This is a genomic window from Rhizobium sp. ZPR4, assembly GCF_040215725.1.
GTDB lineage: Bacteria > Pseudomonadota > Alphaproteobacteria > Rhizobiales > Rhizobiaceae > Rhizobium > Rhizobium rhizogenes_D.
Map to the genome: position 1 here is coordinate 3,002,068 of NZ_CP157967.1, position 22,206 is coordinate 3,024,273.

Below are 22,206 nucleotides of genomic sequence, written 5' to 3' on the forward strand. Positions count from 1 at the left end.
GCGCTCCTCAGGCCGGCTGCGGCTCACCGTCGCGGTCGGGCGCGTTCAGGCTGTCGATCCGGCGGAGCTGCGGGAAACCTGTGGCCCAGAGGATGGCGACCGTCAGCGTGCCGAGTCCGCCAATCACCACGGCAGGGATCGCGCCGAAATAATGCGCCATGGTGCCGGCGCGAAATTCGCCAAGCTCGTTCGACGCGCCGACGAAGACCATGTTGACGGCATTGACGCGGCCGCGGACGTGATCCGGCGTCCAGAGCGTAATCAGCGTTTCGCGGACATAGACCGAGATCAGGTCGGAGGCGCCCATGATGGCGAGAGCTGCGATCGACAGCCACGGGGTATGCGAGATGCCGAAAACCAGGGTTCCCAAGCCGAACATGGCAACGCCGACAAACATGCAGATGCCGGCGCGATTGCGGATAGGGTAGGTCGCCAGAAACAGGCCCATGGCGATCGCGCCGAAGCTCGGCGCTGCGCGCAGCATGCCGAGACCCCAGGGGCCAAGCGTCAGGATATCACGCGCATAGATCGGCATCAGCGCGACTGCGCCGCCGAGCAGCACGGCGAAAAGATCGAGCGAGACCGCACCGAGCACCACTTTTTCCGACCAGATGAAGCGGAAACCGGCGAGCATCTCGTTGAGGCTCCGCCGCTCATGCGCAACACGCTGCTGCGGCTTCGGGATCAGGAAGGTCAGCACCGAACCGGCCGCAAAGAAAAGGACGGCCACGGTATAGGCGACATTGGCACCGATACCATAAAGCAGACCGCCGGCCACGGGGCCGAGGATGGCGGCGGCATCCCATGACATCGAGTTCCAGGTAATCGCATTCGTCAGGTCTTCGGGCGGGATCAGATTGGGCGCCAGCGACTGCATGGCCGGCGTCATGAAGGCGCGCTCAATGCCGAAAACCGTGAGGATCAGAAACACCGGCAGCGGGGCGAAGGTGCCCGATACGGTCAGGAACAGCAGCGCGGCCGCGCAGAGGGTACCGACGAAAATGCAGATCGCGGAAATCAGGCGCCTGTTGTAGCGGTCCGCAACCGTACCCGTCACCAGGATCAGCAACAGCGACGGCAGGAACTGCACAAGGCCGATCAGACCAAGATAGATCGGCTGACCGGTGTGCTCATACATCTGCCAGCCAACCGAGACGCTGACGACCTGCGTGGCAAAAGCCGTCAAAAATCGCGCGAAGAAGAAATAAGTATAGGCAATGTGCCTGAAGGCGGCAAACCGGTCTCCGCTGGCAGCGAACGACATGGGACGAGACTTTCCGACGCGGCCGCTAGCGCAAATGCCGGCCTTTTAAACATGATTCAACATGCTTCGGAGCATGGGACTTGCCCGTTTAGTCGCCAATGTCTACATGTCTGTCAACCGCGAATTGGAGACGGATATGCTCGCCTTATTTCAAACCATTGATCTGGCTTTGAATCTTTATACCTGGATCTTGATCGCCAGCGCCATCTTTTCCTGGCTCTATGCGTTCAACGTCATCAATTCGAGCAATCAGTTCGTCAGCTCCATCGGCAACTTCCTTTATGCGGTCACTGAGCCGGCCCTGCGCCCGATCCGCCGTATCCTGCCGGATCTCGGCGGTATCGATATCTCGCCGGTCATCCTGCTGCTCATCATCTTCTTCATCCGCTCGCTGATGTGGAATTCGATCGTGCCCTTGTTCCTGCGGTGAACAAAGCCTGGCAGGCCTTTCCGGATCACCTCCGGCTTTCCGTGCGGCTCACGCCCAATGGCGGGCGTGATGCGATCGATGGGCTGGAAGCCGGCAGCGACGGCGATTGCTATTTGAAGGCGCGTGTCTCGGTCGCGCCGGAAAAGGGCAAGGCCAACAAGGCGCTCATCGCCCTGCTTTCAAAGAGCCTCGGCATCCCCAAATCCACGCTTACCCTCGTCGCTGGGGACACGGCGCGCAAAAAAATCCTCCGGATCGAGGGCGAACCGGAGGATTTGATAAGAAGGCTTTGCGCCGTAACCGAAGGCGGCTGATCAGGCCTTCGTGTTCTTCGCGCGCTCGATGGCTTCGACAATGAGCTCGCCGGCTTCCTTCGAACCCTTCCAGCCGAAGATCTTGACCCACTTGCCGGGCTCCAGATCCTTGTAGTGCTCGAAGAAGTGCTCGATCTGCTTCAGCGTGATCTCGGGCAGGTCGGTATATTCCTTGACCTTGTCATAGCGCATCGTCAGCTTCGGCGCGGGAACGGCGATGATCTTCTCGTCCTTGCCGGAATTGTCTTCCATCATCAGCACGCCGATCGGGCGAACATTGATGACGCAGCCCGGGACCAGCGGACGGGTGTTTGCGATCAGCACGTCGATCGGGTCGCCGTCGTCGGAGAGCGTGTGCGGAACGAAGCCGTAATTGCCCGGATAGGTCATCGGCGTGTAGAGGAAACGGTCGACGACCAGCGTGCCGGCCTCCTTGTCCATTTCGTACTTGATCGGATGACCGCCGACCGGCACTTCAACGATGACGTTGACGTCTTCGGGCGGGTTCTTGCCAATGGAAATCGCGTCGATACGCATGCTTGTCCCCTAAATAAGGATGGTTGCCGCCAGCCAAATAATAGGATTCATCCCGCAACGCAACAACGCATCGGGAAACAGGCGGATTTACTGCAGATTTAAAACGCTACAGCGACGTTTTGCATGTCCTATATGACGCGCGGCGCGGTAGGTGCCCGCTCAGGGCCAGACGAAGCCGATCTTGCGAAGCTGCCTGTGATCGAAAGTTTCGATGCCTTCGCAGAAATCCGCGCCGCCCTGCCCGCGATAGAAGCGGTAGGCATTCTCGTTTTCCTCGAGGCACCAGACGACCATCCCCTTGCAGCCGAGCGATTTCAACAGCCGGCGTGCCTCGCCGAACAGCATGCGACCCAAGCCGAGGCCCTGATATTGCGGGCGCAGATAGAGTTCATAGATCTCGCCTTCCTGCGGCAGTGCGCGGGCGCGATTGAGGCCGAGCGTGGCATAGCCTGCGATCTCGCCGGCAACATCCAGAACCAGCAGCGTTGCCGGACCGCTGGTCGCCTTGCGCCACCAGGCTTCACCGCGGCGCTCGATCATCTGGCCGAGAGCGCGATGCGGAATGATGCCGGCATAGGTGTACTGCCACGACTGGCGGTGCACCTCCGAAATGGCTCGGGCATCATGGGGTTCTGCCCGCCGAACATCAATCGACAACGTCTTCATAACGTCTACTCTGGTCTTACCGACGCGAATTAACCATCCTCATTCATAAAGATGGCAGACTTGCCCACAGGCTTTATCCGTGGATCATTAACAAAAATTAACGACTTTTTAACCTTTAGGACAAGGGCTCAAAGGCCGAACATACAAATAAAAACCCCGGCACAATGGCCGGGGTCGAATAGTTCGATCAGCTAGGATGATCAGGCCAGACGGGCCTTCTCGTAACGCTTGCGCTCGTTCGGATCGAGATACATCTTACGGAGGCGGATCGACTTCGGGGTCACTTCCACCAGCTCGTCGTCCTGGATCCAGGAGAGCGCGCGGTCGAGCGTCATGCGGATCGGCGGGGTCAGCTTCACGGCTTCATCCTTGCCGGCGGCGCGGATGTTGGTGAGCTTCTTGCCCTTCAGCACGTTGACTTCCAGATCGTTGTCGCGCGAGTGGATGCCGATGATCATGCCGGCATAGACCTTCTCGCCGGCGTCGATGATCATCGGACCGCGGTCTTCCAGGTTGAACAGGGCGTAGGCCACGGCTTCGCCGGCTTCGTTGGCAAGCAGAACGCCGTTTACGCGGCCGCCGATTTCGCCCTTGTAAGGCTGATAGTCATGAAACAGACGGTTCATGACCGCCGTGCCGCGGGTGTCAGTCAGAAGTTCCGACTGGTAGCCGATGAGGCCACGGGTCGGCGCCCAGAAGACGAGACGGACGCGGTTGCCGCCCGAAGGACGCAGCTCGGCCATTTCGGCCTTACGCTCGGACATCTTCTGCACGACAATGCCGGAATGCTCTTCATCGACGTCGATGACGACTTCTTCGATCGGCTCGAGCAGCTGGCCGCTCTCGTCCTTGTGCATGACGACGCGCGGGCGCGACACGGCAAGCTCGAAGCCTTCGCGGCGCATCGTTTCGATCAGAACTGCGAGCTGCAATTCGCCGCGGCCGGATACGTAGAACGAATCCTTGCCTTCGGCTTCTTCGATCTTCAGCGCGACGTTGCCCTCGGCTTCCTTGAAAAGGCGGTCGCGGATGACGCGCGAGGTGACCTTGTCGCCTTCGGTGCCCGCATAGGGGCTGTCGTTGACGATGAAGGACATGGTGACGGTCGGCGGATCGATCGGCTGTGCGATCAGCGGCTCGCTGACCTGCGGGTCGCAGAAGGTGTCGGCGACGGTGCCCTTGGAAAGGCCGGCGATGGCGACGATATCACCTGCCTGCGCTTCTTCGATCGGCTGACGCTCGATGCCGCGGAAGGCGAGGATCTTCGAGATACGGCCGGTTTCGATGAGGTTGCCGTCAGCACCGAGAACCTTGACGGCCTGGTTCGGCTTGATCGAGCCGGAATGAATGCGGCCGGTGATGATGCGGCCGAGGAAGGGGTTGGCTTCGAGGATCGTGCCGATCATGCGGAACGGACCTTCGCCGACGGTCGGCTCCGGAACGTGCTTGACGACGAGATCGAGAAGCGGGCCGAGACCTTCGTCCTTGGGGCCCTCGGGCGAATAGTTCATCCAGCCGTTACGGCCGGAGCCGTAGAGGATCGGGAAATCGAGCTGCTCGTCGGTGGCATCGAGATTGGCGAAGAGGTCGAACACTTCGTTGATGACTTCGTCGGCACGGGCGTCCGGACGGTCGATCTTGTTGATCGCAACGATCGGGCGCAGGCCGACCTTGAGCGCCTTGCCGACGACGAACTTGGTCTGCGGCATCGGGCCTTCGGCAGCATCGACGAGAACGATCGCGCCATCCACCATCGAAAGAATACGCTCAACTTCGCCGCCGAAGTCGGCGTGGCCGGGGGTGTCGACGATGTTGATGCGGGTGTCCTTCCAGACGACCGAGGTCGCCTTGGCGAGAATGGTGATGCCGCGTTCCTTTTCCAGGTCGTTGGAATCCATGACGCGTTCGGCAACGCGCTGGTTCTCGCGGAACGAGCCGGACTGCTTCAGGAGCTCGTCGACGAGGGTGGTTTTCCCATGGTCAACGTGCGCGATGATCGCGATGTTGCGAAGTGCCATATGTCTTAATCTCTGAGGCTGGGGCGCAGTGTCTGGTCAACACGCCAATTGCATTTGGCGCGCTCATACCCTTTTTTTCGCGAATGCGAAAGGGGGGAGGCAAGAAAGCAATGGCAAGCCTGCCTTTGCACGCCGCGCATATGGCTAGCTCACACTAGTCGGTAGCCAAAGCTTTCGTTCTACGATGCCGCCGACATCGGATGTAAGCAATAGTCTTAACAGGGATTTCCGTGCCGCCCTCAGGCGGCACGCTGAAGCAGCCATGCATCGTGATTCACCAGGAAGACTTTGAGACGATCCGGATAATCATGCGTCACCGCATCTCGCACACTTTGCCGCGATGCCAATTCTCTGCGCCATGCCGCGACACGCGGCAGAGCATCGAAAACGCCGGTTGATGTGATGACATCGAACACGTCAAAGTAACGGAAGATCGGCGCAAAGACCGCATCGACAAGGCTGAACGCCTCGCCCGCGAAAAAGGGGCCATCTTTCAATTCCGCCTCGACGCGCGCGAACTTACCGACCAGCGCTTTCCGCTTGGCTTCAAAGGTTTCCTCATCCTTGGCCGTCTCAAATCCCCACAAGTCCGAAAGGATGGAAGAACCGAATTCCATCCAGCCGCGATGCCGGGCACGCGCCAGCGGATCGGCCGGATGTAGCCGAGGACCTGATTGGGTTTCCTCGAGATATTCGCAGATCACGGCACTCTCGAACAAGACCGTTTCCACGCCGTCGCCCTGCCGCACGATCAGAAGCGGTACTTTGCCGAGCGGAGAAATGGTCAGAAACCAATCTGGCTTTGCCGACAGATCGACATAGCGGAACTCGAATGGCGTGCCCTTTTCAGCAAGCGTGATGGCGGCTCGTTGGACATAGGGGCACAGGTGATGGCTGACGAGAACCAATTTCGTATCAGGCATGATCGCATCTCCGGGAGGCTTCGCTCAATATAGATGTAATTGCATCTATATCCGGACTTGCCAGCCTGGTCAATATAGATGTAATTGCATCCATGTCCGATCGTTCAGATGCCCAAGCCTCGCAGCCGTCGCCCGCCATCACGCGCGCGTGGATACGACTGATGCGGACTCAACAGATCGTCCTTGCCGCGATCGAGCAGGATTTCAAGACGGCAGGCCTGCCACCACTCGGTTGGTACGACGTCCTGCTGGAGCTGGAGCGTGCCTCAGACGGCAAGCTGCGGCCCTATGAGATCGAGGAGCGTACGCTTCTCGCACAACATAACCTTTCCCGCCTGCTTGACCGGATGGAGAAGGCCGATCTTGTCCGCCGCGAGATGTTTTCCGAGGATGGCCGAGGCCGCTGGATCGTCATCACCGAAGCGGGGAGCGTCATGCGGAACCGCATGTGGTTAGTCTATGCCACGGCACTTCAACGCCACTTGGGCGACAAGCTGGACGATGCCCAGGCCGACCAACTGGCCGGGCTTTTGGCTATGCTCTCGCGCAAGCCGTGATCGACCGGGCAAATCAACGCGAAACAAACGTTGGTAAATCGGCCGGAACTTCGCCCTGCACCGTCGTCTGGTTCTCGGCGCCACCCAGGGTATGGAAGGACAGTCGATCAAAGTCGGGGAAGGAAACTCGACCGCATTTAAGCCGGCATTGACGGTGCGCGCCACCAGCCCCTTGTCGAGCAGAGCCCGCGAGATCGAATTTCCGCAAAGGCTCTGATCTTTGCCAAAGCAGGATACGCGTGCCTCATGAGAAGAAGTTCAAGTTGGCCGAGGCTTGCCAGCCGGGCAGGCACGCTACGTGTTGCGATGCATCATTCAACGAAAATGGTTATCATGCCTTGCGTGCCGAGCCGCCGTGCGGAATTTGTAACATATGCACGCTACTTAACGACGTCGTCTAAGCCAGCAAAAGCCAGGGAGTTGAAGGGTGAAATCGTCGGCAACGGCAACTCCTGAGACCGCGACCAGCCAGCCGCAAGGCACGGCTGGCGAGGTTTTTCTTGCCTTCCTCAAACTTGGCCTCACGTCGTTTGGCGGTCCGATCGCTCACCTGGGATATTTCCGCAATGAACTGGTCATTCGCCGGAAATGGATAAGCGAGGAAGGCTATGCGGATCTGGTTGCCCTCTGCCAGTTTCTGCCAGGCCCGGCTTCTAGCCAGGTCGGGTTTGCCCTTGGCCTGCTGCGCGGCGGTTTTGCCGGTGCCTTCGCCGCATGGACGGCCTTTACCCTCCCTTCGGCGATCCTCCTCGTCGCTTTTGCGATGGCAGCACCCGCCTTTGGCGGATCGGCCGGAGGCGGCTTGCTGCATGGCCTCAAGATCGTCGCCGTCGCCGTGGTCGCGCAGGCGGTTTGGGGCATGGCGCGCAATCTGACGCCTGACAAGGAGCGGGCGAGCATTGCGCTGGCGGCCGTCCTGATCGTCGTCTTCGTGCCGAGCGCGATCGGGCAGATCATGGCGATCGCCGCCGGCGCCATCGCCGGATTATGGTTCTGCCGCCGCGAAATGGCGTCCACTACCCACCACGTCTCGTTCCGCGTTCCAAGATGGATCGGACTTTTATGCCTGGCGTGCTTCTTTGCGTTGCTCGGCCTGTCGCCGATCCTCTCGGCCGTCAGCGGGTCACAAGGCGTGACCCTGTTCAGCGCCTTCTATCGCTCCGGCTCGCTCGTCTTTGGCGGCGGGCATGTCGTGCTGCCACTCCTGCAGGCGGAGGTGGTCAATACCGGCTGGGTCAATGCCGACGCCTTCCTGGCTGGATATGGCGCTGCGCAAGCCGTACCGGGACCGCTCTTTACCTTCGCGGCCTATCTCGGCGCAGTGATAGGGCCTGCGCCGTACGGTCTTGCCGGGGCGGCAATCGCGCTTGTTGCAATTTTCCTGCCCGGCCTGCTGCTCTTGGTCGGCACTCTGCCATTCTGGGATAGTTTCCGTCGCTATCCCCTGGCACAAGCCGCCATGCGTGGCGCGAGTGCTGCTGTGGTCGGCATTCTCGCCACCGCGCTCTATAACCCGGTATGGACCAGCGCAATCCTAAGGCCGTATGATTTCGCCGCTGCCCTGGTCGGCTTCGTGCTGCTGGTCGCCTGGAAGGCGCCGCCCTGGGTCGTCGTAGTCTTGATGGGTCTGGCGGGCATAGGCCTCGCCTTCATTTGAGGCTCGGCAGACACGGACAACAGCCATCACGGATGGCAATTGCTCCATATCATGGGCAATCTCGCCATCCGGACGCTCTCATCCCGCTGCTGGCTCAGGCTGCCAGCCCCTTCTTCTTCAGCATCGCATCCGGGCTCGGCAGCTTGCCGCGGAAGGCCTTGTAGGTCTCTTCCGGGTCGATCGAACCGCCGACGGAATAAATGTTGCCTTTGAGTTTCGCCGCCATGTCCGGATTGAAGGCATTGCCGGTTTCCTCGAAGGCGGCGAAGGCATCCGCATCGAGCACCTCCGACCACATGTAGGAATAGTAGCCGGCCGAATAGCCATCGCCGGCAAACACGTGCTGGAAGTGCGGCGTCGCATGGCGCATGACGATCGACTTCGGCATGCCGATCTCAGCCAGCACTTCGCCCTGCACCGCCATCGGATCTTCGACCGCGCCGCGCGTGTGGAACGCCATGTCCACCAGGGCCGAGGAGGTGAACTCAACGGTATTGAAGCCGGCATTGAAGGTGCGGGCCGCCAGCACCTTGTCGAGCAGCGCCTGCGGGATCGGGGCACCGGTTTCGTAATGAACGGCGTATTCCTTGAGGATGGCGGGAACGGTCAGCCAATGTTCGTAGAGTTGCGACGGCAGTTCGACGAAATCACGGGAAACACCGGTGCCCGAAACCGAGGGATAGGTGACGTTCGAAAGCATTCCGTGCAGCGCGTGACCGAATTCGTGGAACAGCGTGCGCGCATCGTCGAGTGACAGCAGCGCCGGCCGGCCTTCCGCCGGTTTGGCGAAGTTGCAGACATTGTAGATGATCGGCAGCTCGCCGACATGGCCGTTCTTCAGTGGCAGCTTATGCTGCGATTGGAACGAGCTCATCCAGGCGCCGGAGCGCTTCGAGCTGCGGGCGAAATAATCGCCGAGGAAGAGGGCGACGAGCCTGTCGGAGCGGTCGCGGATCTCGAAGACGCGCACGTCTGGATGATAGGCGGGAACGCCCTTCTGCTCGACGGCCTTGATGCCGAAGAGACGCCCGGCGACATCGAAGCAGGCGGCGATGATCTTTTCGAGCTGCAGGTAGGGCTTCAGCTCCGTTTCGGAGAAATCGAACTTCCGTGTCCGGATCTTCTCGGCATAGTGCCGCCAGTCCCAGGGCATCACTTCGTGATTGCGGCCCTCCTCGGCGATCAGCCCGGCAATATCCTTTTCCTCTTCTCCCGCGCGCGCGGCCGCCTTCGCCCACACGGTCATCAGGAGATCGTTCACCGCTGCCGGCGTCTTCGCCATGGTGTTGTCGAGCTTGAGCTCGGCAAAGTTGGCATAGCCAAGCAGCTTTGCCTTTTCCGCTCTCAAAGCCAAAGTCTCGCGGATGATCTCGCGGTTGTCGGTCTTGCCGCCATTGGCGCCACGCGCCACCCAGGCGTTGAAAGCCTGTTCACGCAGATCGCGGCGTTCGGACGACGTCAGGAAGGGTTCGATGATCGAGCGCGACAGGGTGACGGCATACTTGCCCTCCTCGCCGCGTTCGCGCGCAGCCGCTGCCATCGCCTCGCGCAGATAGTCCGGGAGACCGGCAAGCTCGGCCTCTTCCGACAAAAGCAGTGCCCAGCTCTTTTCATCCGCCAGCACGTTCTGGCCGAACTGCGCGCCGAGGCCAGCAAGCTTTTCATTGATGGCGGACAAGCGCTCCTGCTCGGCCTTCGGCAGCTTGGCACCCGACTTGACGAAGCCCTTCCAGTGCCGTTCCAGCACGCGGGTTTCCTCGAGCGTCAGCCCAAGGGCATCACGGCCCTCCCAGAGCGCATCGAGGCGGGCAAAGAGCGCCGCATTGGTGCCGATTTTCGAATAATGCCGCGCCATCTTCGGCGCGATCTCGCGCTCCAGCGCCTGGATGGTCTCGTTGGTGTGAGCGCCAGCCTTGTTCCAGAAGAGCGCCGAGATGCGCGACAGCTCGTCGCCGGCGATCTCTAGCGTCGTCACCGTGTTGGCGAAGGTCGGCACCTCGCTGTTGCCGGCGATCGCATCGATCTCGGCTTCATGCGATGCAAGCGCCGCATCGAAGGCAGGTGCAAAATCCGTATCCTTCACCGCATCGAAACGCGGCAGCCCCTGATGCCCGCTCCATTCGGTGAGCGCGGGATTGACGGCAGTAAGGGAAGACATGCGGGGCATCCTTTCGACAGACATCTGACCGAAGCACGATATAAGGCTACCCCCGCCGAATTGGTATGGCGAGGGTCGAACAAATTGATGTGGCGGGTTCAGGCTTTGCGCCAGCCGAGCAGGCCGGGCGTGGCGTGCCAGAGCGCCTGCGCCGCAAAGCCCATGAACAGCACGCCGGAACAACGCACGATCAGCCGCTCATGCGCACGATAGAAGCGGCGCACGGCGCCTGCGCCGATGATGCTGATGAGAATGAGGTCGGCCGTTATGAAGCCGGCAAAAGAGACCACGAGCAGCAACGGCAGGGCGCTGAAGGTCAGCGCGCCGGCCGAGCCCGCAACAAGGGCCGTGAATGTCGCCAGCGCAACGGGATATCCCTTCGGATTGGTAACGCCGAAGATCAGGCCGCGACGGAAGGGGCGGTCGACCTTGACCAGCGCCTTGCCGTCACCCTTCGGCTTGGCGGTCACGGCACTCCAGCCGATCCAGGCGAGATAGAAACCGCACAGCAAACCAAGCAGATCGAAGACGAAGGTGCCGATGGTTTTGGCGCCGACAATGGCGACCAAGGCGAGCGTGGACCAGACAAGATCGCCAAGCAGATGGCCGCTGACGAAGAATGCACCCGCCTTGCGCCCCTGGCCGGCACCTATGCCGAGCAGCGCCAGAAAGGCAGGGCCGGGAATAAGCACATAGAAAAGCGCGGCGAGAAAGGCGCCGACAACGAGCGATTGCGTCATAATGAGTGATCCCGCTGATGATCGCGCGAGAGTAGCAATCTGCGGAACCCGGTCAAGCGGCTGGTCGTTTTAAGTCCCAAGAAGCCGTTGTGTTCGTGGGATGAAATCAATAAGAACGTAGTGGGGCCCCAAAAATCAAAGAGCGTAAGTAGGGAAGCGCTTATGAACAGCAGGATTAATACGGACTCACTCGCTTTTCTTGTAAGCGATTGTGCCCGACTGATCAGAGCGGCCTTCGAGCGACGCATTCTTGTCGCCGGGCTCGGGCTGACGGCGGGTGAAGCACGGACGCTGATGCAGGTTGCCGCCATCAATGGCAGTCGCCAGCTCGACATCGCCTCCCGTATGGGGTTGGAGCCGATGACGGTCAGCGCTTTTCTGGACAAGTTGCAGGCACGCGGCCTGATCGAACGCCAGCCCGATCCGCTCGACCGCCGCGCCAAGCGGATCGTGCTTTCGGAAGCTGCGGACGCCAAGCTCAGGCAAATCGACCGTGAAGTCTGCGAAGTCGAACGCAATGCGACACAGGGTTTCGACGAAGGTCTTCAAGTGCAACTGCATGATGCGCTCTGCACTTTTCGCAGCAATCTTCAGAAGGCCGAAGCACCTGCAGAAGTCGAACGGGAATTGAGGCCGGTGGATTAATTCCAGGCCGCCATCCTCGAAAAAGCAAGCCCGCCTCCGGCGATCGGAAGCGGGCTTTCCGCATGTCGTGAATTACTTCGACAGGTTGCGCTTGGCGAGCGTGCGCAGGCGCAGCGCGTTAAGCTTGATGAAGCCGGCCGCATCCTTCTGGTCGTAGGCGCCCTGGTCGTCTTCGAAAGTGACGAGCTTGTCGGAATAGAGCGACTTCGGGCTTTCGCGGCCGATGGTCATGACATTGCCCTTGTAGAGCTTCAGCGTCACTTCGCCTTCGACATGCTCCTGGCTCTTGTCAATGAGCGCCTGCAACATTTCGCGCTCCGGCGAGAACCAGAAGCCGTAATAGATCAGCTCGGCATAGCGCGGCATCAGCTCGTCCTTGAGGTGCGCCGCACCGCGGTCAAGCGTGATGGATTCGATGGCGCGATGGGCCGCAAGCAGGATCGTGCCGCCGGGGGTCTCGTAGACGCCGCGCGACTTCATGCCGACGAAGCGGTTCTCGACGAGGTCGAGACGGCCGATGCCGTTGTCGCGACCGTAATCGTTCAGCTTCGCAAGCAGGGTTGCCGGGCTCAGGCGCTCACCATTGATCGAAACCGCATCGCCCTTTTCGAAACCGACCTTGATGATGGTGGCCTTATCGGGAGCAGCCTCAGGTGAGATCGTGCGCATATGCACGTATTCCGGTGCTTCCTGGGCCGGGTTTTCCAGAACCTTGCCTTCGGAAGAAGAGTGCAGCAGGTTGGCATCGACGGAAAACGGCGCTTCGCCCTTCTTGTCCTTGGCAACCGGGATCTGGTGCTTCTCGGCGAATTCAAGCAGATCGGTACGGCTCTTGAACGACCAGTCGCGCCAGGGAGCGATGATCTTGATGTCCGGGTTCAGCGCGTAGGCCGAAAGCTCGAAACGTACCTGGTCGTTGCCCTTGCCGGTCGCGCCATGCGCGATGGCATCGGCGCCGGTCTTCTTGGCAATCTCGATGAGGTGCTTGGAGATCAGCGGACGGGCAATGGACGTGCCGAGCAGGTAGACACCTTCATAGACGGCATTGGCGCGGAACATCGGGAAGACGAAATCGCGCACGAATTCTTCGCGCACGTCCTCGATGTAGATTTCCTTGATGCCGAGCAGTTCGGCCTTCTTGCGCGCCGGCTCCAGCTCTTCGCCCTGGCCGAGATCGGCGGTGAAGGTGACGACTTCCGCGCCCAGCTCCGTCTGCAGCCACTTCAGGATAATCGAGGTGTCGAGACCGCCGGAATAGGCGAGAACGACTTTCTTCACGTCTTTATGTGATGCCATGATGATGAGGTCCGTTAGAGTGTGGGCTCGCGGAAAGTGCCGTAAACCCCGTATCGCGGCACTTTTAGCGAGATTATCGCAACGCGCAAGGGAAAGTGCGGCCATTGACGTCCTCGACAATGGCGCTCCGTCACTCGAAAAGATCGCGTTCGCCGCGAAAGACCTGCATCAGAAAATCGACGACCGTTACGATCGCAAGATCCTTGCTGTCGTGCCGCCGCGTCACCAGCCACAGCTCCCGCGATGGCGGCAGCTCATGGCTTTGGAGGCAGGGACTGAGATTGTCATCCGCCCGCCCGATGAAATGCGGTAGCAGGGCAACGCCTGCATCGGCCTTCGCCGCCGCTGCCTGCGCAAACTGATTGCTCGTTCGAAATGCCGTGCGTGCCTCCGGGAAGCGTCGAGCAAGCCAGATCGCTTCCGGCAGGTGGGCATTGGCCTCATCGAATCCCACGAAAACAGGCGCAACACCGTTCTCAAGCCAATGGCACCACTCGGAAGAGGCGTAAAATCCAAATCCGAAATTCACGAGACGTTTGGCGACCACATCGCCGTCCTGCGGACGCCCCAGGCGCAACGCAATGTCGGCCTCCCGCCGTTCGAGGCTCACGAGGCGAACGTCGGTGGCGACTTCGATATCGAGGCCGGAATGCCGCGCAGCAAGCCTTGCGAGCCGCTCGACAAGAAAGCTCTGTGCCAAGCCCGGCGTCGCACTGAGCCGCACCACTCCCCTTGGGCTTTCATCCGCCCCACCTCGGCGCAATGTGGCAGCTGCCGTCTCCATGTCGCTAGCTGCCTGAAGCGCCCGATTGCCGGCAAGGGTCAGTACATAACCATCCGGCCGCCGTTCGACGAGCCGTTCGCCTAGCGTCCGCTCCAGCGACGCAATTCGCCGCGCGATGGTCGCATGGTTGACGGAAAGCGCCCGCGCCGCCGCCGACAGGCTGCCGTGACGGGCAAGCGCGATGAAAATACGGATATCCTCCCAATCGGGAGCTGTGCGAATTTGATCAGCCATTGAGAGAGTTTAGTGAATTTTATCACAGGGCGCGAGCGGCTAGTCTCGATCTTAGAAAAATTCGCAAGGAGATCTGCCATGCTCACATCCAGTGCCACGATCACCCTGATCGGCGGCCCGACCGCGCTCATCGAAATCGACGGTTTTCGCCTGTTGACCGATCCGACCTTCGATCCGCCAGGTCTTTATCAAACGGCGCCGGTTCGGTTCGAAAAGACGTCCGGTCCCGCTCTTTCCGTGGAAGAGATCGGCCCGATCGATGCCGTGCTGCTGAGCCACGATCACCATTTCGACAATCTCGACAATGCGGGACGGGCAATGCTTCCGGCCGCCGGCATAAGCTACACAACAAACGCGGGGGCTGCACGCCTTGGCGGCAACGCGATCGGGCTTGCCCCATTGGAGACCCGCATTCTGGAGGGTAAGGATGGGAAGCGGCTGTTTGTGACGGCAACTCCGGCACGGCATGGTCCGGTCGGTATCGAACCGCTTTCCGGCGATGTCGTCGGCTTTCTATTGGGAGAGAACGAACCGGGCGACGCGATCTACATCACCGGCGACACGGTTTGGTATGAGGGAACGGCGGAGGTCGCACGCCGTTTCTCGCCCAAGGTCGTGATGCTTTTCACGGGCGCGGCGGAGCCGAGAGGGCGTTTTCACATGACGATGGGCAGCAATGACGCATTGGAAGCCGCGCACGCGTTTACCAACGCCGCAATCGTCGCCATTCACAATGAAGGGTGGGTACATTTCAAGGAAAGCCCCGAGCAACTCGCCGCCGCCTTCGCCACGCTCGGCGCGGCGTCCCGATTGAGCAATCTCGAAAGGGGTAAGCCAACCCTGTTTGAATGGTAGGCCGGTTTGACTTGGTTCGCGAAAGAGCCATATTCGGCCGCGATCGAACCATGCCCAGGGAGGGCCTCGCCGTGACCGATATTCAAGACATTTTCAAGAAATCCAATGTTGCCGTCATCACCGGAGGCGCTTCGGGCATCGGCTTCGCCGCAGCGAAATATTTCGCCTCGCTCGGCATGAGCGTCGTCGTTGCCGATCTCGGCGGCGACCGGCTGGCGCAGGCAAGCGCCGAACTCAAGACGATCGCGGGCGAAGAGCATGTCATGGCAATCGAGACCGATGTCGCCAGCAAGGATGCCCTGGAAGCTCTTGAGCGCGCCGTCCTGCAGCGCTTCGGCCGCGTGCATGTGCTGATGAACAATGCCGGCATCGGCCCGGAAACCTCGATCTTCAGCGCCCAGGCGGGATGGGATGCGATCCTCGGCGTCAACCTGCTCGGCGTCATCAACGGCACGCGCGTCTTCGGACCCGGCATGCTGGCGCATGGTGAACCGGGCATCATCATCAATACCGGCTCGAAGCAGGGCATCACCACCCCGCCGGGCAACCCCGCCTATAATGTCTCGAAGGCCGGCGTGAAGGTCTTTACCGAAGCGCTGCAACACGAACTCCGCAATACGGAAGGCGCGAAGATTTCGGCTCACCTCCTCATCCCCGGCTTCGTCTTTACCGGCCTGACCAAAGGCGAGCGCAAGGAAAAGCCGGCCGGCGCCTGGACGCCGGAGCAGACGGTCGATTTCATGGTGGAGAGCCTGAGGCGCGGCGATTTCTACATTCTTTGCCCCGATAATGACGTGGCCAGGCCGATCGACGAGCGCCGCATGCTCTGGGCCGCCGGCGATATCGTCGAGAACCGGCCGCCGCTGTCACGCTGGCACCCCGACCATGCCGATCAATTCAAGGCCTTCCTCGAAAAGAAGGATTGATTTGCAATCAACCGAAAGCCGGATAAGAACGGACAGCCCCTTATCCGGCTTTCGGAGCATTCTCGTGGATTTCATACCCAGCCTGCCGACCCTTCTTGCCTTTTCCGCAGCGAGCCTGCTGCTGGCGATGACACCAGGCCCAGACATGACGCTGTCGATCAGCCGCGCGCTGGCGCAGGGCAAGAAAGCAGCGCTGTTCGTCGTGCTCGGCACCACGCTCGGCGTCGTGGTCCATACCTGCCTGGTAGCTTTCGGCATTTCCGCGCTGATTACGGCCTCACCCGTCGCCTTCACCGTCCTGAAGACCGGCGGTGCCGCCTATCTGCTCTGGCTGGCAATCCAGGCGATCCGCTTCGGCTCCAGCCTGTCGGTCAAGAAGGTCGACGCCGTCAACGGAACGCCATTCGCCAACATTTCGAACGGCTTCTGGGTCAATCTCCTGAACCCCAAGGTCATCATCTTCTTCATGACCTTCCTGCCGCAATTCGTGACCGCCGGCGACCCCGCCGTCACGCATAAGCTGCTCTTCCTCGGCTTCTTCTTCATCGCCATCGGCATGCCGGTCAACACGCTGGTCGTTCTCGCCGCCGACGGTCTGTCGTCGTGGCTGCAGAGGAACCGCGGCGTGATGCGCGGCCTCGACTACGCCTTTGCCGGCGTCTTTTCGATTTTCGCGGTGAAAATCTTCTTCACTCAGGCTCGTTGATGATCGGATAGCGGCCGGCGATCAACCAGTAAACGGTGGCGCAGGCAGCCCCTAGGAAGGCGAAGCAGACTGCAATCGTGATCAGATTGAGGGTCTGCGGCTTTTCCATGGCGCCGGAAATCAATATGGACGCCACTGCCGACAACACCGAGCCATAGATCGCATACCCGAACCAGCGGCGGACCCCACGCCATTCCATGATGGGAATGACGACGAGAGATGGCAGAATGCTGACGATCATTGCAGCCTTGGTCATCTCGAAGGTCAGCGCCAGAAGCTCCGGCGCCCCGCTCCCCGGTAGGGTGTAGGCGGCAACGCAGGCGAGCACGAAGCCCATCAGGGCGCAAGCGGCGAGATAGCCCCACAAGAGGCGTATCGGCTTGCGCAGTCCAAGGAGCATCGATCTCAATCCTCGCCGTGATTGGCGATCATCATCGCTTCGAAGGCCAATCGCTCCGTCTTGCGCATGCGCTCGGATTCCGACTTCAGCTGACCGCAAGCGGCGAGAATATCGCGGCCGCGCGGCGTGCGGATCGGCGAGGCATAGCCGGCCGAATTGATGAAATCGGCGAACTTCTCGATCTGCTCCCAGTCGGAACACTGGTAGTTCGTGCCGGGCCAGGGATTGAAGGGGATCAGGTTGATCTTGGCCGGAATGCCCTTCAGCAGTTGGATCAGCCCCTTCGCATCCTCAAGGCTGTCATTGACGCCCTTCAGCATCACATATTCGAAGGTGATGCGGCGCGCGTTGGAAAGGCCGGGATAGGCGCGGCAGGCGTCCATCAGCTCCTTCAGCGGATACTTCTTGTTGATCGGCACCAGCATGTCGCGCAGATCATCGCGCACCGCATGCAGCGAGATCGCCAGCATGACACCGATCTCGTCGCCGGTGCGGTAGATTTCCGGCACGACGCCCGAGGTTGAAAGGGTGATGCGCCGCTTCGAAAGAGAAAGGCCGTCGCCGTCGGATGCGATGAGCAGCGCCGTCTTGACGCTATCAAAATTATAGAGCGGCTCGCCCATGCCCATCATGACGATATTGCTGACCTTGCGTCCCTCAGCCGGCATGATCGTGCCCTGCGGCGCCTCGCGATCCGGAAAATCGCCGAGCCGGTCGCGCGCCAAGAGCAGCTGCGACAGGATTTCTTCCGCCGTCAGGTTGCGCACCAGACGCTGCGTGCCGGTGTGACAGAAGGAACAGGTGAGCGAGCAGCCGACCTGGCTGGAAATGCAGAGCGTGCCACGCCCCTCTTCCGGGATGTAGACGGCCTCGATCTCGACCGGACGGCCGGCGCCCCGCGGCGGGAAGCGCAGCAGCCATTTGCGGGTGCCGTCATTGGAGACCTGCTCCTCGACGATCTCGGGACGCGCGATAGTGAAATGCGTCTTCAGCATCTCGCGCATATCCTTCGATACGTTCGCCATGGCATCGAAATCGGAGACGCCGCGCACGTAGATCCAGTTCCAGAGCTGGCTGACGCGCATCTTGATCTGCTTGTCGGCAACGCCCTTTTCCCTGAGCGCGGCACCCATCTCTTCGCGCGTCAGGCCGATCAGCGACGGCTTGGGCGAAAGTTCGACCGGCTGCGACACGGGCATCGGCTTAAGCCTGGTAGGGGTTATGACATCGGTGGCGGACATAGGATCGTTCCAACGGTTCACATCGGCGATGCCGCAAAAGCTGACGAAAGCTGCGGATGCGGGCAAGGCACGGAAATCTGAAGATTCATGCGGTGGCGGGACAAGCTGTCTGCCGCGCACCTATCGTTGGCGCGGCCTTTAGCATTAATTTCCGCTCGCGTCATCCCTTTCCCTCGAAAGCAAAGGCTGGCCCTCAAAAGCGAAGGCCGGCCCTCAAAAGCGAAAGGCCGGTCGACATGACCGGCCTTGTTCATTGCGGTCGCGGCAACGGGAGGATCACATTACCGTGATCCCTCGGCCCTCGATCTTATTTGCAGTTTTCGATCTGCTTCAGCGCAGCGCTGACACCCTTCAGCGAATAGGTGTAGGAGGTGGCGGTGCCCTTCTTCGAAGTTGCCGAAACCTTCAGCGAATGGCCCGATTTCAGCGCGGCGACCAGCGCCGGCTCCTGCGCGGCATTCTCGACCCATGCGGCCTTGTCCTTGGTGAACATCACGAAGGTCTTGTTGTCGATGACGACGTTGACCTTGGAGTTGTCCTTGAGGGGATAGCCCATCATCGCCTGCGGCTCGTAGGAGATGTTCTGGCCCGGACGCTGCGACACGATGAAGAAATTGTCGCCGTGGTCGATGCCCGTCGTCGGCGCCTTGGCCGTCGGCACGGAAAGAACGTAACATACCTTGCCGCCAGCGGACTGGTAAGAATACGCGCCCCAGGCGTCGAACTGCTGAATGCGCGTGGGAGCTGCCGGCGCCGCCGCTGCTGCGGCCGGTGCCTGCTGCGTCTGCTTCTGCTTCTTGGTCTGCGCGGACGCGATGCCGGTTCCGGCCAGAACGAGCGAGAGGGCGATTGCGAAGCTTTTTACAAACATGGTTTCCTGCCGATTTCTTGCGGTCCAGAGCTCATGGCGATTCGATTGACGCACGCCTATGCTCGTGAGCTGCCTTATTTTGACTTTATTCAGGTTACCAAACCGTCAACGGAGCGCTGCCCGCCACTGGCTCCGTGCCATTTCAACCCAGGTATCGCACTAAGCTTGAAAGGCACCAGAAGGAATTGGAAAACCCGGATGGTTGAGTACCACCCAACGGATTCGATTTAAGACAGAAAGATTCAGGCAAGAATTTGACCTCGCTAAAATCAGGGAGGCCTCATAAATCTCTGGAAAGCCGAGAGGATTCAGATCAGCCTCCGAAATGGGCGTTATGCCGTCTTCAAGGTCTCTGGCTCGTTCTCCAAAGCCCGGTCAGCTGCGTCATAATGCTCCTGCCGGATATGGCCCCGGATCATGCTGAAGGCGAGCGTCAGCACCGCGACGTCATCCGAATAGCCGATGACGGCAAAAAAATCGGGAATGATGTCGATGGGCATGACGAAATAGCCGAGTGCGGCCAGCAATATGCCGCGAACGCGGGTCGGCGTCTGCGGGTCGAGCGCGCAATAGAAGGCAGCAACGACGTCACGCGAGAACGGGATATGGCGAGCCGCCTTCCGCAAGGTCGGCCAGAATTTTCTGCGCACCGATTTCTCCTGCTCTTTTTGGGTCTCTTCGTCACCAGGCATCAGGATTTCCCCGTACTTGATGTCATCCATTCCATTCACCTCTAGCAAGGCCCGGCGCCCGGGCCGTGTAAACATATGGTGATCGCTCCTGGCGATTCAATCGATCCGGCGGGCAGCCGCCTTTTCCATCGCCTTGGCGAGCTTGACGTCATGGTCGGTCAGGCCGCCGGCATCATGCGTCGTCAGCTTCACCTCGACACGGGAATAGACGTTGAACCATTCCGGATGATGGTTGAATTTTTCGGCGGCAAGGGCAGCTTCCGTCATGAAGCCGAAAGCTTCGACGAAGTTGCGGAACTTGAAGGTCTTCGAAATCGAAAGCCCGTCGGCCGCAAGCGCCCAGCCGGCAAGCTCCGCAAGATTTTCATCGATTGCCGCACGGTCCAGCTTTTCGTATTTCATGGCAAGTCACTCCTCTCGAGCGCGGTTCAACTCTTCACGGAATCTCCGAACCGCTCTACTTTGTTATTCTCACGCAATTCCGAACAGAAAACCGCTTTGCACTTTTCCTGGAATTACTCTCTAGCGGTGAAACGATAGCATGGATCGTCACAGGGTTCTTTTCGTCTGCGCCGGCAATATCTGCCGGTCGCCCGTCGCCGAGGGCATATTCAGGCATCTGGCGGGCGAGGCGGGCCGTGCCGACGAATTCGAAATCGATTCGGCCGGCACCGGCGGCTGGCATCAGGGAGAACGCCCGGATCGCCGCTCGATCGCGGTCGCGGCCGGTCATGGGATCGATATTTCGGGCCAGCGTGCCCGGCGCATAGAACCCGCCGATTTTGGCAGGTTCGATCTGATCCTGGCAATGGATCAAGACAATTTGAAGAACTTGCGCAAGGCAGCACCCGCCGATGCCCTCGGCAAGCTGCATCTCTTCAATACCCTAGCGCTCGGAAGCAACAAAGACATCCCCGACCCCTATTACGGAGACCGCGAGGATTTCGAAGCTGTCTATACCATGCTCTTGGCAGGCTGCAGCGCGCTGTTACCCAAGGCCGGGAAGGTGCCGCGGGGTTCGTGAAGCGGGAATATCTCTTCGGTGAGATAAGGACCGCCACCGACCGATTCGCGGGATGACAGAAGCACGAAGCGCCCGACCGTGAACGGCTGAGTGTAGAAATTGCCGCGACCGGAGAGATAGTGCACGACGTCGTCGACCCGCGAGGACTTCAACCTGGCAAGCGTGACATGTGGCGTGAACTTGCGGGGATCCGGCTGCAGACCGATGCGCTGGCAGATGCGCTCGATCTCGCCCTGCAGGGCGAACATATCAGGCGTCTGCGAGACCCCGGCCCAAACCGAATGCGGTTTCTTGGAGCCGAAGGAACCGATGCCCTCCAGCCGAAGCTGGAATTCAGGTCGATCTATCCGGTCCAGACGGTCGACGATCTCATCCGCCGTGCGGCCATCGACATCGCCGATGAAGCGCAAGGTAATGTGATAATTTTCAACGTCGATCCACCTGGCTCCCGGGAGACCACCGCGCAACAATGACAGGCTCATGGCCGCATTGCGCGGAATTTCGAGGGCGGTAAAAAGTCTCGGCATGACGAGCACTCCCCGAATCTCTTGCAGGTATAGGTAGGGAATCACGCATTTGCAGTCGGTGCAAGCATCTATTTCGCACCTGCGTCAATCATCCCTACAAAACTCATAACATCAGGCAACATATGCTCGACCATGACATCGACCCCCTTGGGGTTAGGATGCATCCCGTCCGAGAGCTGCAAATCCGCATGTGTTGCAACACCGTCGAGGAAGAATGGATAGAGCGCGAGCTGGTACTTGTCGGCCAGACGCTTGTAGATCGGGTTGAATTTATCGGCATAGTCGGCACCCATGTTCGGCGGCGCCAGCATACCGACGAGAAGGATCGAGATCTTTCTGTCCTTCAACCGCTCGATCATCGTCTCCAGGTTCTTTTCCGTCTGTTCCGGCGGAATGCCGCGCAGCGCGTCGTTGGCGCCAAGTTCCAGGATCACGCCATCCGTGCCATCTGGCACCGACCAGTCGATGCGCGAGAGACCGCCCGAGGTCGTATCGCCGGAAACGCCAGCATCGGCGACGGCGATATCGAGCCCCTTGGCCTTCAGCGCCGCCTCAAGCTTGGCGGGAAAGCCATCGCCGGGCGACAGCTGATAGCCCGCCATCAGGCTGTCGCCGAAGCCGACCAGCTGGATCGTCCGCGCATCGGCAGCATGAACCGCGCCAAACAAAAGACCGAAAGTGATGACAGCGAATTGAAGCGCAGCAACTTTAAATCCCATGATCCATTCCCTAAATTCGCTG

The 22,206-nt window shown here is 60.2% G+C and carries 25 protein-coding genes; 9 read left to right on the top strand and 16 right to left on the bottom strand.

Going from position 1 to position 22,206, the window contains the following annotated elements; genetic code table 11:
* Nucleotides 1-7: 7 nt before the first annotated feature.
* Nucleotides 8-1,264, bottom strand: a complete 1,257-nt coding sequence (locus ABOK31_RS14685) for an MFS transporter (protein ID WP_349956491.1) — start codon at nt 1,262-1,264, stop codon at nt 8-10.
* A 106-nt stretch (nt 1,265-1,370) separates the two neighbouring features.
* On the opposite strand from ABOK31_RS14685, the gene ABOK31_RS14690 reads away from it, so the two are divergent.
* Together ABOK31_RS14690 and ABOK31_RS14695 are read left to right on the top strand one after the other, a co-directional pair.
* The gene (locus ABOK31_RS14690; protein ID WP_092717410.1) at nt 1,371-1,694 is read left to right on the top strand and encodes a YggT family protein; all 324 of its coding nucleotides are present in this window, start codon (nt 1,371-1,373) and stop codon (nt 1,692-1,694) included.
* Entirely contained in the window at nt 1,691-2,008 is a 318-nt protein-coding gene (locus tag ABOK31_RS14695) for a DUF167 domain-containing protein (protein ID WP_349956492.1), read from the top strand. The genes ABOK31_RS14690 and ABOK31_RS14695 overlap by 4 nt, the downstream gene beginning before the upstream one ends.
* On the opposite strand, the gene ppa is transcribed toward ABOK31_RS14695, so the two are convergent.
* The 4 genes from ppa to ABOK31_RS14715 form a co-directional block, all read right to left on the bottom strand.
* On the bottom strand, nt 2,009-2,545 hold the full coding sequence (ppa, locus tag ABOK31_RS14700; protein ID WP_069613363.1) for an inorganic diphosphatase: 537 nt from the start codon (nt 2,543-2,545) through the stop codon (nt 2,009-2,011).
* A 159-nt stretch (nt 2,546-2,704) separates the two neighbouring features.
* The gene (locus ABOK31_RS14705) at nt 2,705-3,211 is read right to left on the bottom strand and encodes a GNAT family N-acetyltransferase (RefSeq protein ID WP_174178060.1); all 507 of its coding nucleotides are present in this window, start codon (nt 3,209-3,211) and stop codon (nt 2,705-2,707) included.
* A 200-nt stretch (nt 3,212-3,411) separates the two neighbouring features.
* Entirely contained in the window at nt 3,412-5,229 is a 1,818-nt protein-coding gene (gene typA / locus ABOK31_RS14710) for a translational GTPase TypA (RefSeq protein WP_092717403.1), read from the bottom strand.
* Between the two features lie 239 nt (nt 5,230-5,468).
* The gene (locus ABOK31_RS14715; RefSeq protein WP_174178062.1) at nt 5,469-6,152 is read right to left on the bottom strand and encodes a glutathione S-transferase family protein; all 684 of its coding nucleotides are present in this window, start codon (nt 6,150-6,152) and stop codon (nt 5,469-5,471) included.
* Nucleotides 6,153-6,244: 92 nt separating this feature from the next.
* Between ABOK31_RS14715 and ABOK31_RS14720 the strand changes: the two genes are divergently transcribed.
* On the top strand, nt 6,245-6,709 hold the full coding sequence (locus ABOK31_RS14720) for a helix-turn-helix domain-containing protein (protein WP_174178064.1): 465 nt from the start codon (nt 6,245-6,247) through the stop codon (nt 6,707-6,709).
* Between the two features lie 427 nt (nt 6,710-7,136).
* Nucleotides 7,137-8,366 carry a chromate efflux transporter gene (chrA, locus tag ABOK31_RS14725; protein ID WP_349956493.1) on the top strand — a complete coding sequence of 410 codons (1,230 nt, stop codon included), beginning with the start codon at nt 7,137-7,139 and terminating at the stop codon, nt 8,364-8,366.
* A 94-nt stretch (nt 8,367-8,460) separates the two neighbouring features.
* On the opposite strand, the gene ABOK31_RS14730 is transcribed toward chrA, so the two are convergent.
* Together ABOK31_RS14730 and ABOK31_RS14735 are read right to left on the bottom strand one after the other, a co-directional pair.
* Entirely contained in the window at nt 8,461-10,524 is a 2,064-nt protein-coding gene (locus ABOK31_RS14730) for a M3 family metallopeptidase (protein ID WP_349956494.1), read from the bottom strand.
* Between the two features lie 98 nt (nt 10,525-10,622).
* Nucleotides 10,623-11,264: a LysE family translocator gene (locus ABOK31_RS14735; protein ID WP_174178070.1), complete on the bottom strand. Its 642-nt coding sequence runs from the start codon at nt 11,262-11,264 to the stop codon at nt 10,623-10,625.
* A gap of 162 nt (nt 11,265-11,426) precedes the next feature.
* Here ABOK31_RS14735 and ABOK31_RS14740 point away from each other — a divergent pair, with 162 nt between their 5' ends.
* Nucleotides 11,427-11,909: a MarR family winged helix-turn-helix transcriptional regulator gene (locus ABOK31_RS14740; protein WP_092717391.1), complete on the top strand. Its 483-nt coding sequence runs from the start codon at nt 11,427-11,429 to the stop codon at nt 11,907-11,909.
* A 72-nt stretch (nt 11,910-11,981) separates the two neighbouring features.
* On the opposite strand, the gene ABOK31_RS14745 is transcribed toward ABOK31_RS14740, so the two are convergent.
* On the bottom strand, nt 11,982-13,205 hold the full coding sequence (locus ABOK31_RS14745; protein ID WP_349956495.1) for an argininosuccinate synthase: 1,224 nt from the start codon (nt 13,203-13,205) through the stop codon (nt 11,982-11,984).
* Nucleotides 13,206-13,335: 130 nt separating this feature from the next.
* Nucleotides 13,336-14,223: a LysR family transcriptional regulator gene (locus ABOK31_RS14750; RefSeq protein ID WP_174178074.1), complete on the bottom strand. Its 888-nt coding sequence runs from the start codon at nt 14,221-14,223 to the stop codon at nt 13,336-13,338.
* Nucleotides 14,224-14,301: 78 nt separating this feature from the next.
* Here ABOK31_RS14750 and ABOK31_RS14755 point away from each other — a divergent pair, with 78 nt between their 5' ends.
* The 3 genes from ABOK31_RS14755 to ABOK31_RS14765 all read left to right on the top strand — a co-directional run bounded on the left by ABOK31_RS14755 (nt 14,302) and on the right by ABOK31_RS14765 (nt 16,710).
* Complete coding sequence (locus ABOK31_RS14755) at nt 14,302-15,078, top strand: MBL fold metallo-hydrolase (RefSeq protein ID WP_349956496.1); 777 nt, start codon at nt 14,302-14,304, stop codon at nt 15,076-15,078.
* A 71-nt stretch (nt 15,079-15,149) separates the two neighbouring features.
* On the top strand, nt 15,150-16,004 hold the full coding sequence (locus ABOK31_RS14760) for an SDR family NAD(P)-dependent oxidoreductase (protein WP_349956497.1): 855 nt from the start codon (nt 15,150-15,152) through the stop codon (nt 16,002-16,004).
* A gap of 64 nt (nt 16,005-16,068) precedes the next feature.
* Nucleotides 16,069-16,710: a LysE family translocator gene (locus ABOK31_RS14765; protein ID WP_349956498.1), complete on the top strand. Its 642-nt coding sequence runs from the start codon at nt 16,069-16,071 to the stop codon at nt 16,708-16,710.
* Here the strand turns inward: ABOK31_RS14765 and ABOK31_RS14770 are convergent.
* The 5 genes from ABOK31_RS14770 to ABOK31_RS14790 form a co-directional block, all read right to left on the bottom strand.
* Entirely contained in the window at nt 16,694-17,110 is a 417-nt protein-coding gene (locus ABOK31_RS14770) for a hypothetical protein (protein ID WP_349956499.1), read from the bottom strand. The genes ABOK31_RS14765 and ABOK31_RS14770 overlap by 17 nt on opposite strands.
* Before the next feature lie 5 nt (nt 17,111-17,115).
* A complete protein-coding gene (rlmN, locus tag ABOK31_RS14775; protein WP_349956500.1) occupies nt 17,116-18,351 on the bottom strand; it encodes a 23S rRNA (adenine(2503)-C(2))-methyltransferase RlmN in 1,236 nt (411 codons plus the stop codon).
* Nucleotides 18,352-18,658: 307 nt separating this feature from the next.
* On the bottom strand, nt 18,659-19,222 hold the full coding sequence (locus ABOK31_RS14780; RefSeq protein ID WP_174178086.1) for an invasion associated locus B family protein: 564 nt from the start codon (nt 19,220-19,222) through the stop codon (nt 18,659-18,661).
* 332 nt (nt 19,223-19,554) lie between these two features.
* On the bottom strand, nt 19,555-19,944 hold the full coding sequence (locus tag ABOK31_RS14785; RefSeq protein WP_174178088.1) for a YkvA family protein: 390 nt from the start codon (nt 19,942-19,944) through the stop codon (nt 19,555-19,557).
* Nucleotides 19,945-20,010: 66 nt separating this feature from the next.
* Nucleotides 20,011-20,316, bottom strand: a complete 306-nt coding sequence (locus tag ABOK31_RS14790) for a 4a-hydroxytetrahydrobiopterin dehydratase (RefSeq protein WP_174178090.1) — start codon at nt 20,314-20,316, stop codon at nt 20,011-20,013.
* A 139-nt stretch (nt 20,317-20,455) separates the two neighbouring features.
* Between ABOK31_RS14790 and ABOK31_RS14795 the strand changes: the two genes are divergently transcribed.
* Nucleotides 20,456-20,938, top strand: coding sequence for a low molecular weight protein-tyrosine-phosphatase (locus ABOK31_RS14795; RefSeq protein ID WP_349956501.1), 483 nt, complete (start codon nt 20,456-20,458; stop codon nt 20,936-20,938).
* Here ABOK31_RS14795 and thpR read toward each other — a convergent pair.
* Both thpR and ABOK31_RS14805 read right to left on the bottom strand, forming a co-directional pair.
* Nucleotides 20,869-21,465 (bottom strand): RNA 2',3'-cyclic phosphodiesterase, encoded by a 597-nt coding sequence (thpR, locus tag ABOK31_RS14800; protein ID WP_174178094.1) that lies wholly within the window; start codon nt 21,463-21,465, stop codon nt 20,869-20,871. The two genes, ABOK31_RS14795 and thpR, sit on opposite strands and share 70 nt — an antisense overlap.
* Nucleotides 21,466-21,533: 68 nt before the next feature.
* Nucleotides 21,534-22,184 (bottom strand): arylesterase, encoded by a 651-nt coding sequence (locus tag ABOK31_RS14805; RefSeq protein ID WP_349956502.1) that lies wholly within the window; start codon nt 22,182-22,184, stop codon nt 21,534-21,536.
* Nucleotides 22,185-22,206 lie beyond the last annotated feature (22 nt).

Excerpts from the sequence above, each read along its gene's own strand:
- ABOK31_RS14685 (WP_349956491.1), bottom strand. The coding sequence starts at position 1,264 with ATGTCGTTCGCTGCCAGCGGAGACCGGTTTGCCGCCTTCAGGCACATT.
- ABOK31_RS14690 (WP_092717410.1), top strand. The coding sequence starts at position 1,371 with ATGTCTGTCAACCGCGAATTGGAGACGGATATGCTCGCCTTATTTCAA.
- ppa (WP_069613363.1), bottom strand. The coding sequence starts at position 2,545 with ATGCGTATCGACGCGATTTCCATTGGCAAGAACCCGCCCGAAGACGTC.
- ABOK31_RS14705 (WP_174178060.1), bottom strand. The coding sequence starts at position 3,211 with ATGAAGACGTTGTCGATTGATGTTCGGCGGGCAGAACCCCATGATGCC.
- typA (WP_092717403.1), bottom strand. The coding sequence starts at position 5,229 with ATGGCACTTCGCAACATCGCGATCATCGCGCACGTTGACCATGGGAAA.
- ABOK31_RS14715 (WP_174178062.1), bottom strand. The coding sequence starts at position 6,152 with ATGCCTGATACGAAATTGGTTCTCGTCAGCCATCACCTGTGCCCCTAT.
- ABOK31_RS14720 (WP_174178064.1), top strand. The coding sequence starts at position 6,245 with ATGTCCGATCGTTCAGATGCCCAAGCCTCGCAGCCGTCGCCCGCCATC.
- ABOK31_RS14730 (WP_349956494.1), bottom strand. The coding sequence starts at position 10,524 with ATGTCTTCCCTTACTGCCGTCAATCCCGCGCTCACCGAATGGAGCGGG.
- ABOK31_RS14735 (WP_174178070.1), bottom strand. The coding sequence starts at position 11,264 with ATGACGCAATCGCTCGTTGTCGGCGCCTTTCTCGCCGCGCTTTTCTAT.
- ABOK31_RS14740 (WP_092717391.1), top strand. The coding sequence starts at position 11,427 with ATGAACAGCAGGATTAATACGGACTCACTCGCTTTTCTTGTAAGCGAT.
- ABOK31_RS14745 (WP_349956495.1), bottom strand. The coding sequence starts at position 13,205 with ATGGCATCACATAAAGACGTGAAGAAAGTCGTTCTCGCCTATTCCGGC.
- ABOK31_RS14750 (WP_174178074.1), bottom strand. The coding sequence starts at position 14,223 with ATGGCTGATCAAATTCGCACAGCTCCCGATTGGGAGGATATCCGTATT.
- ABOK31_RS14755 (WP_349956496.1), top strand. The coding sequence starts at position 14,302 with ATGCTCACATCCAGTGCCACGATCACCCTGATCGGCGGCCCGACCGCG.
- ABOK31_RS14770 (WP_349956499.1), bottom strand. The coding sequence starts at position 17,110 with ATGCTCCTTGGACTGCGCAAGCCGATACGCCTCTTGTGGGGCTATCTC.
- rlmN (WP_349956500.1), bottom strand. The coding sequence starts at position 18,351 with ATGTCCGCCACCGATGTCATAACCCCTACCAGGCTTAAGCCGATGCCC.
- ABOK31_RS14780 (WP_174178086.1), bottom strand. The coding sequence starts at position 19,222 with ATGTTTGTAAAAAGCTTCGCAATCGCCCTCTCGCTCGTTCTGGCCGGA.
- ABOK31_RS14785 (WP_174178088.1), bottom strand. The coding sequence starts at position 19,944 with ATGGATGACATCAAGTACGGGGAAATCCTGATGCCTGGTGACGAAGAG.
- ABOK31_RS14790 (WP_174178090.1), bottom strand. The coding sequence starts at position 20,316 with ATGAAATACGAAAAGCTGGACCGTGCGGCAATCGATGAAAATCTTGCG.
- ABOK31_RS14795 (WP_349956501.1), top strand. The coding sequence starts at position 20,456 with ATGGATCGTCACAGGGTTCTTTTCGTCTGCGCCGGCAATATCTGCCGG.
- thpR (WP_174178094.1), bottom strand. The coding sequence starts at position 21,465 with ATGCCGAGACTTTTTACCGCCCTCGAAATTCCGCGCAATGCGGCCATG.
- ABOK31_RS14805 (WP_349956502.1), bottom strand. The coding sequence starts at position 22,184 with ATGGGATTTAAAGTTGCTGCGCTTCAATTCGCTGTCATCACTTTCGGT.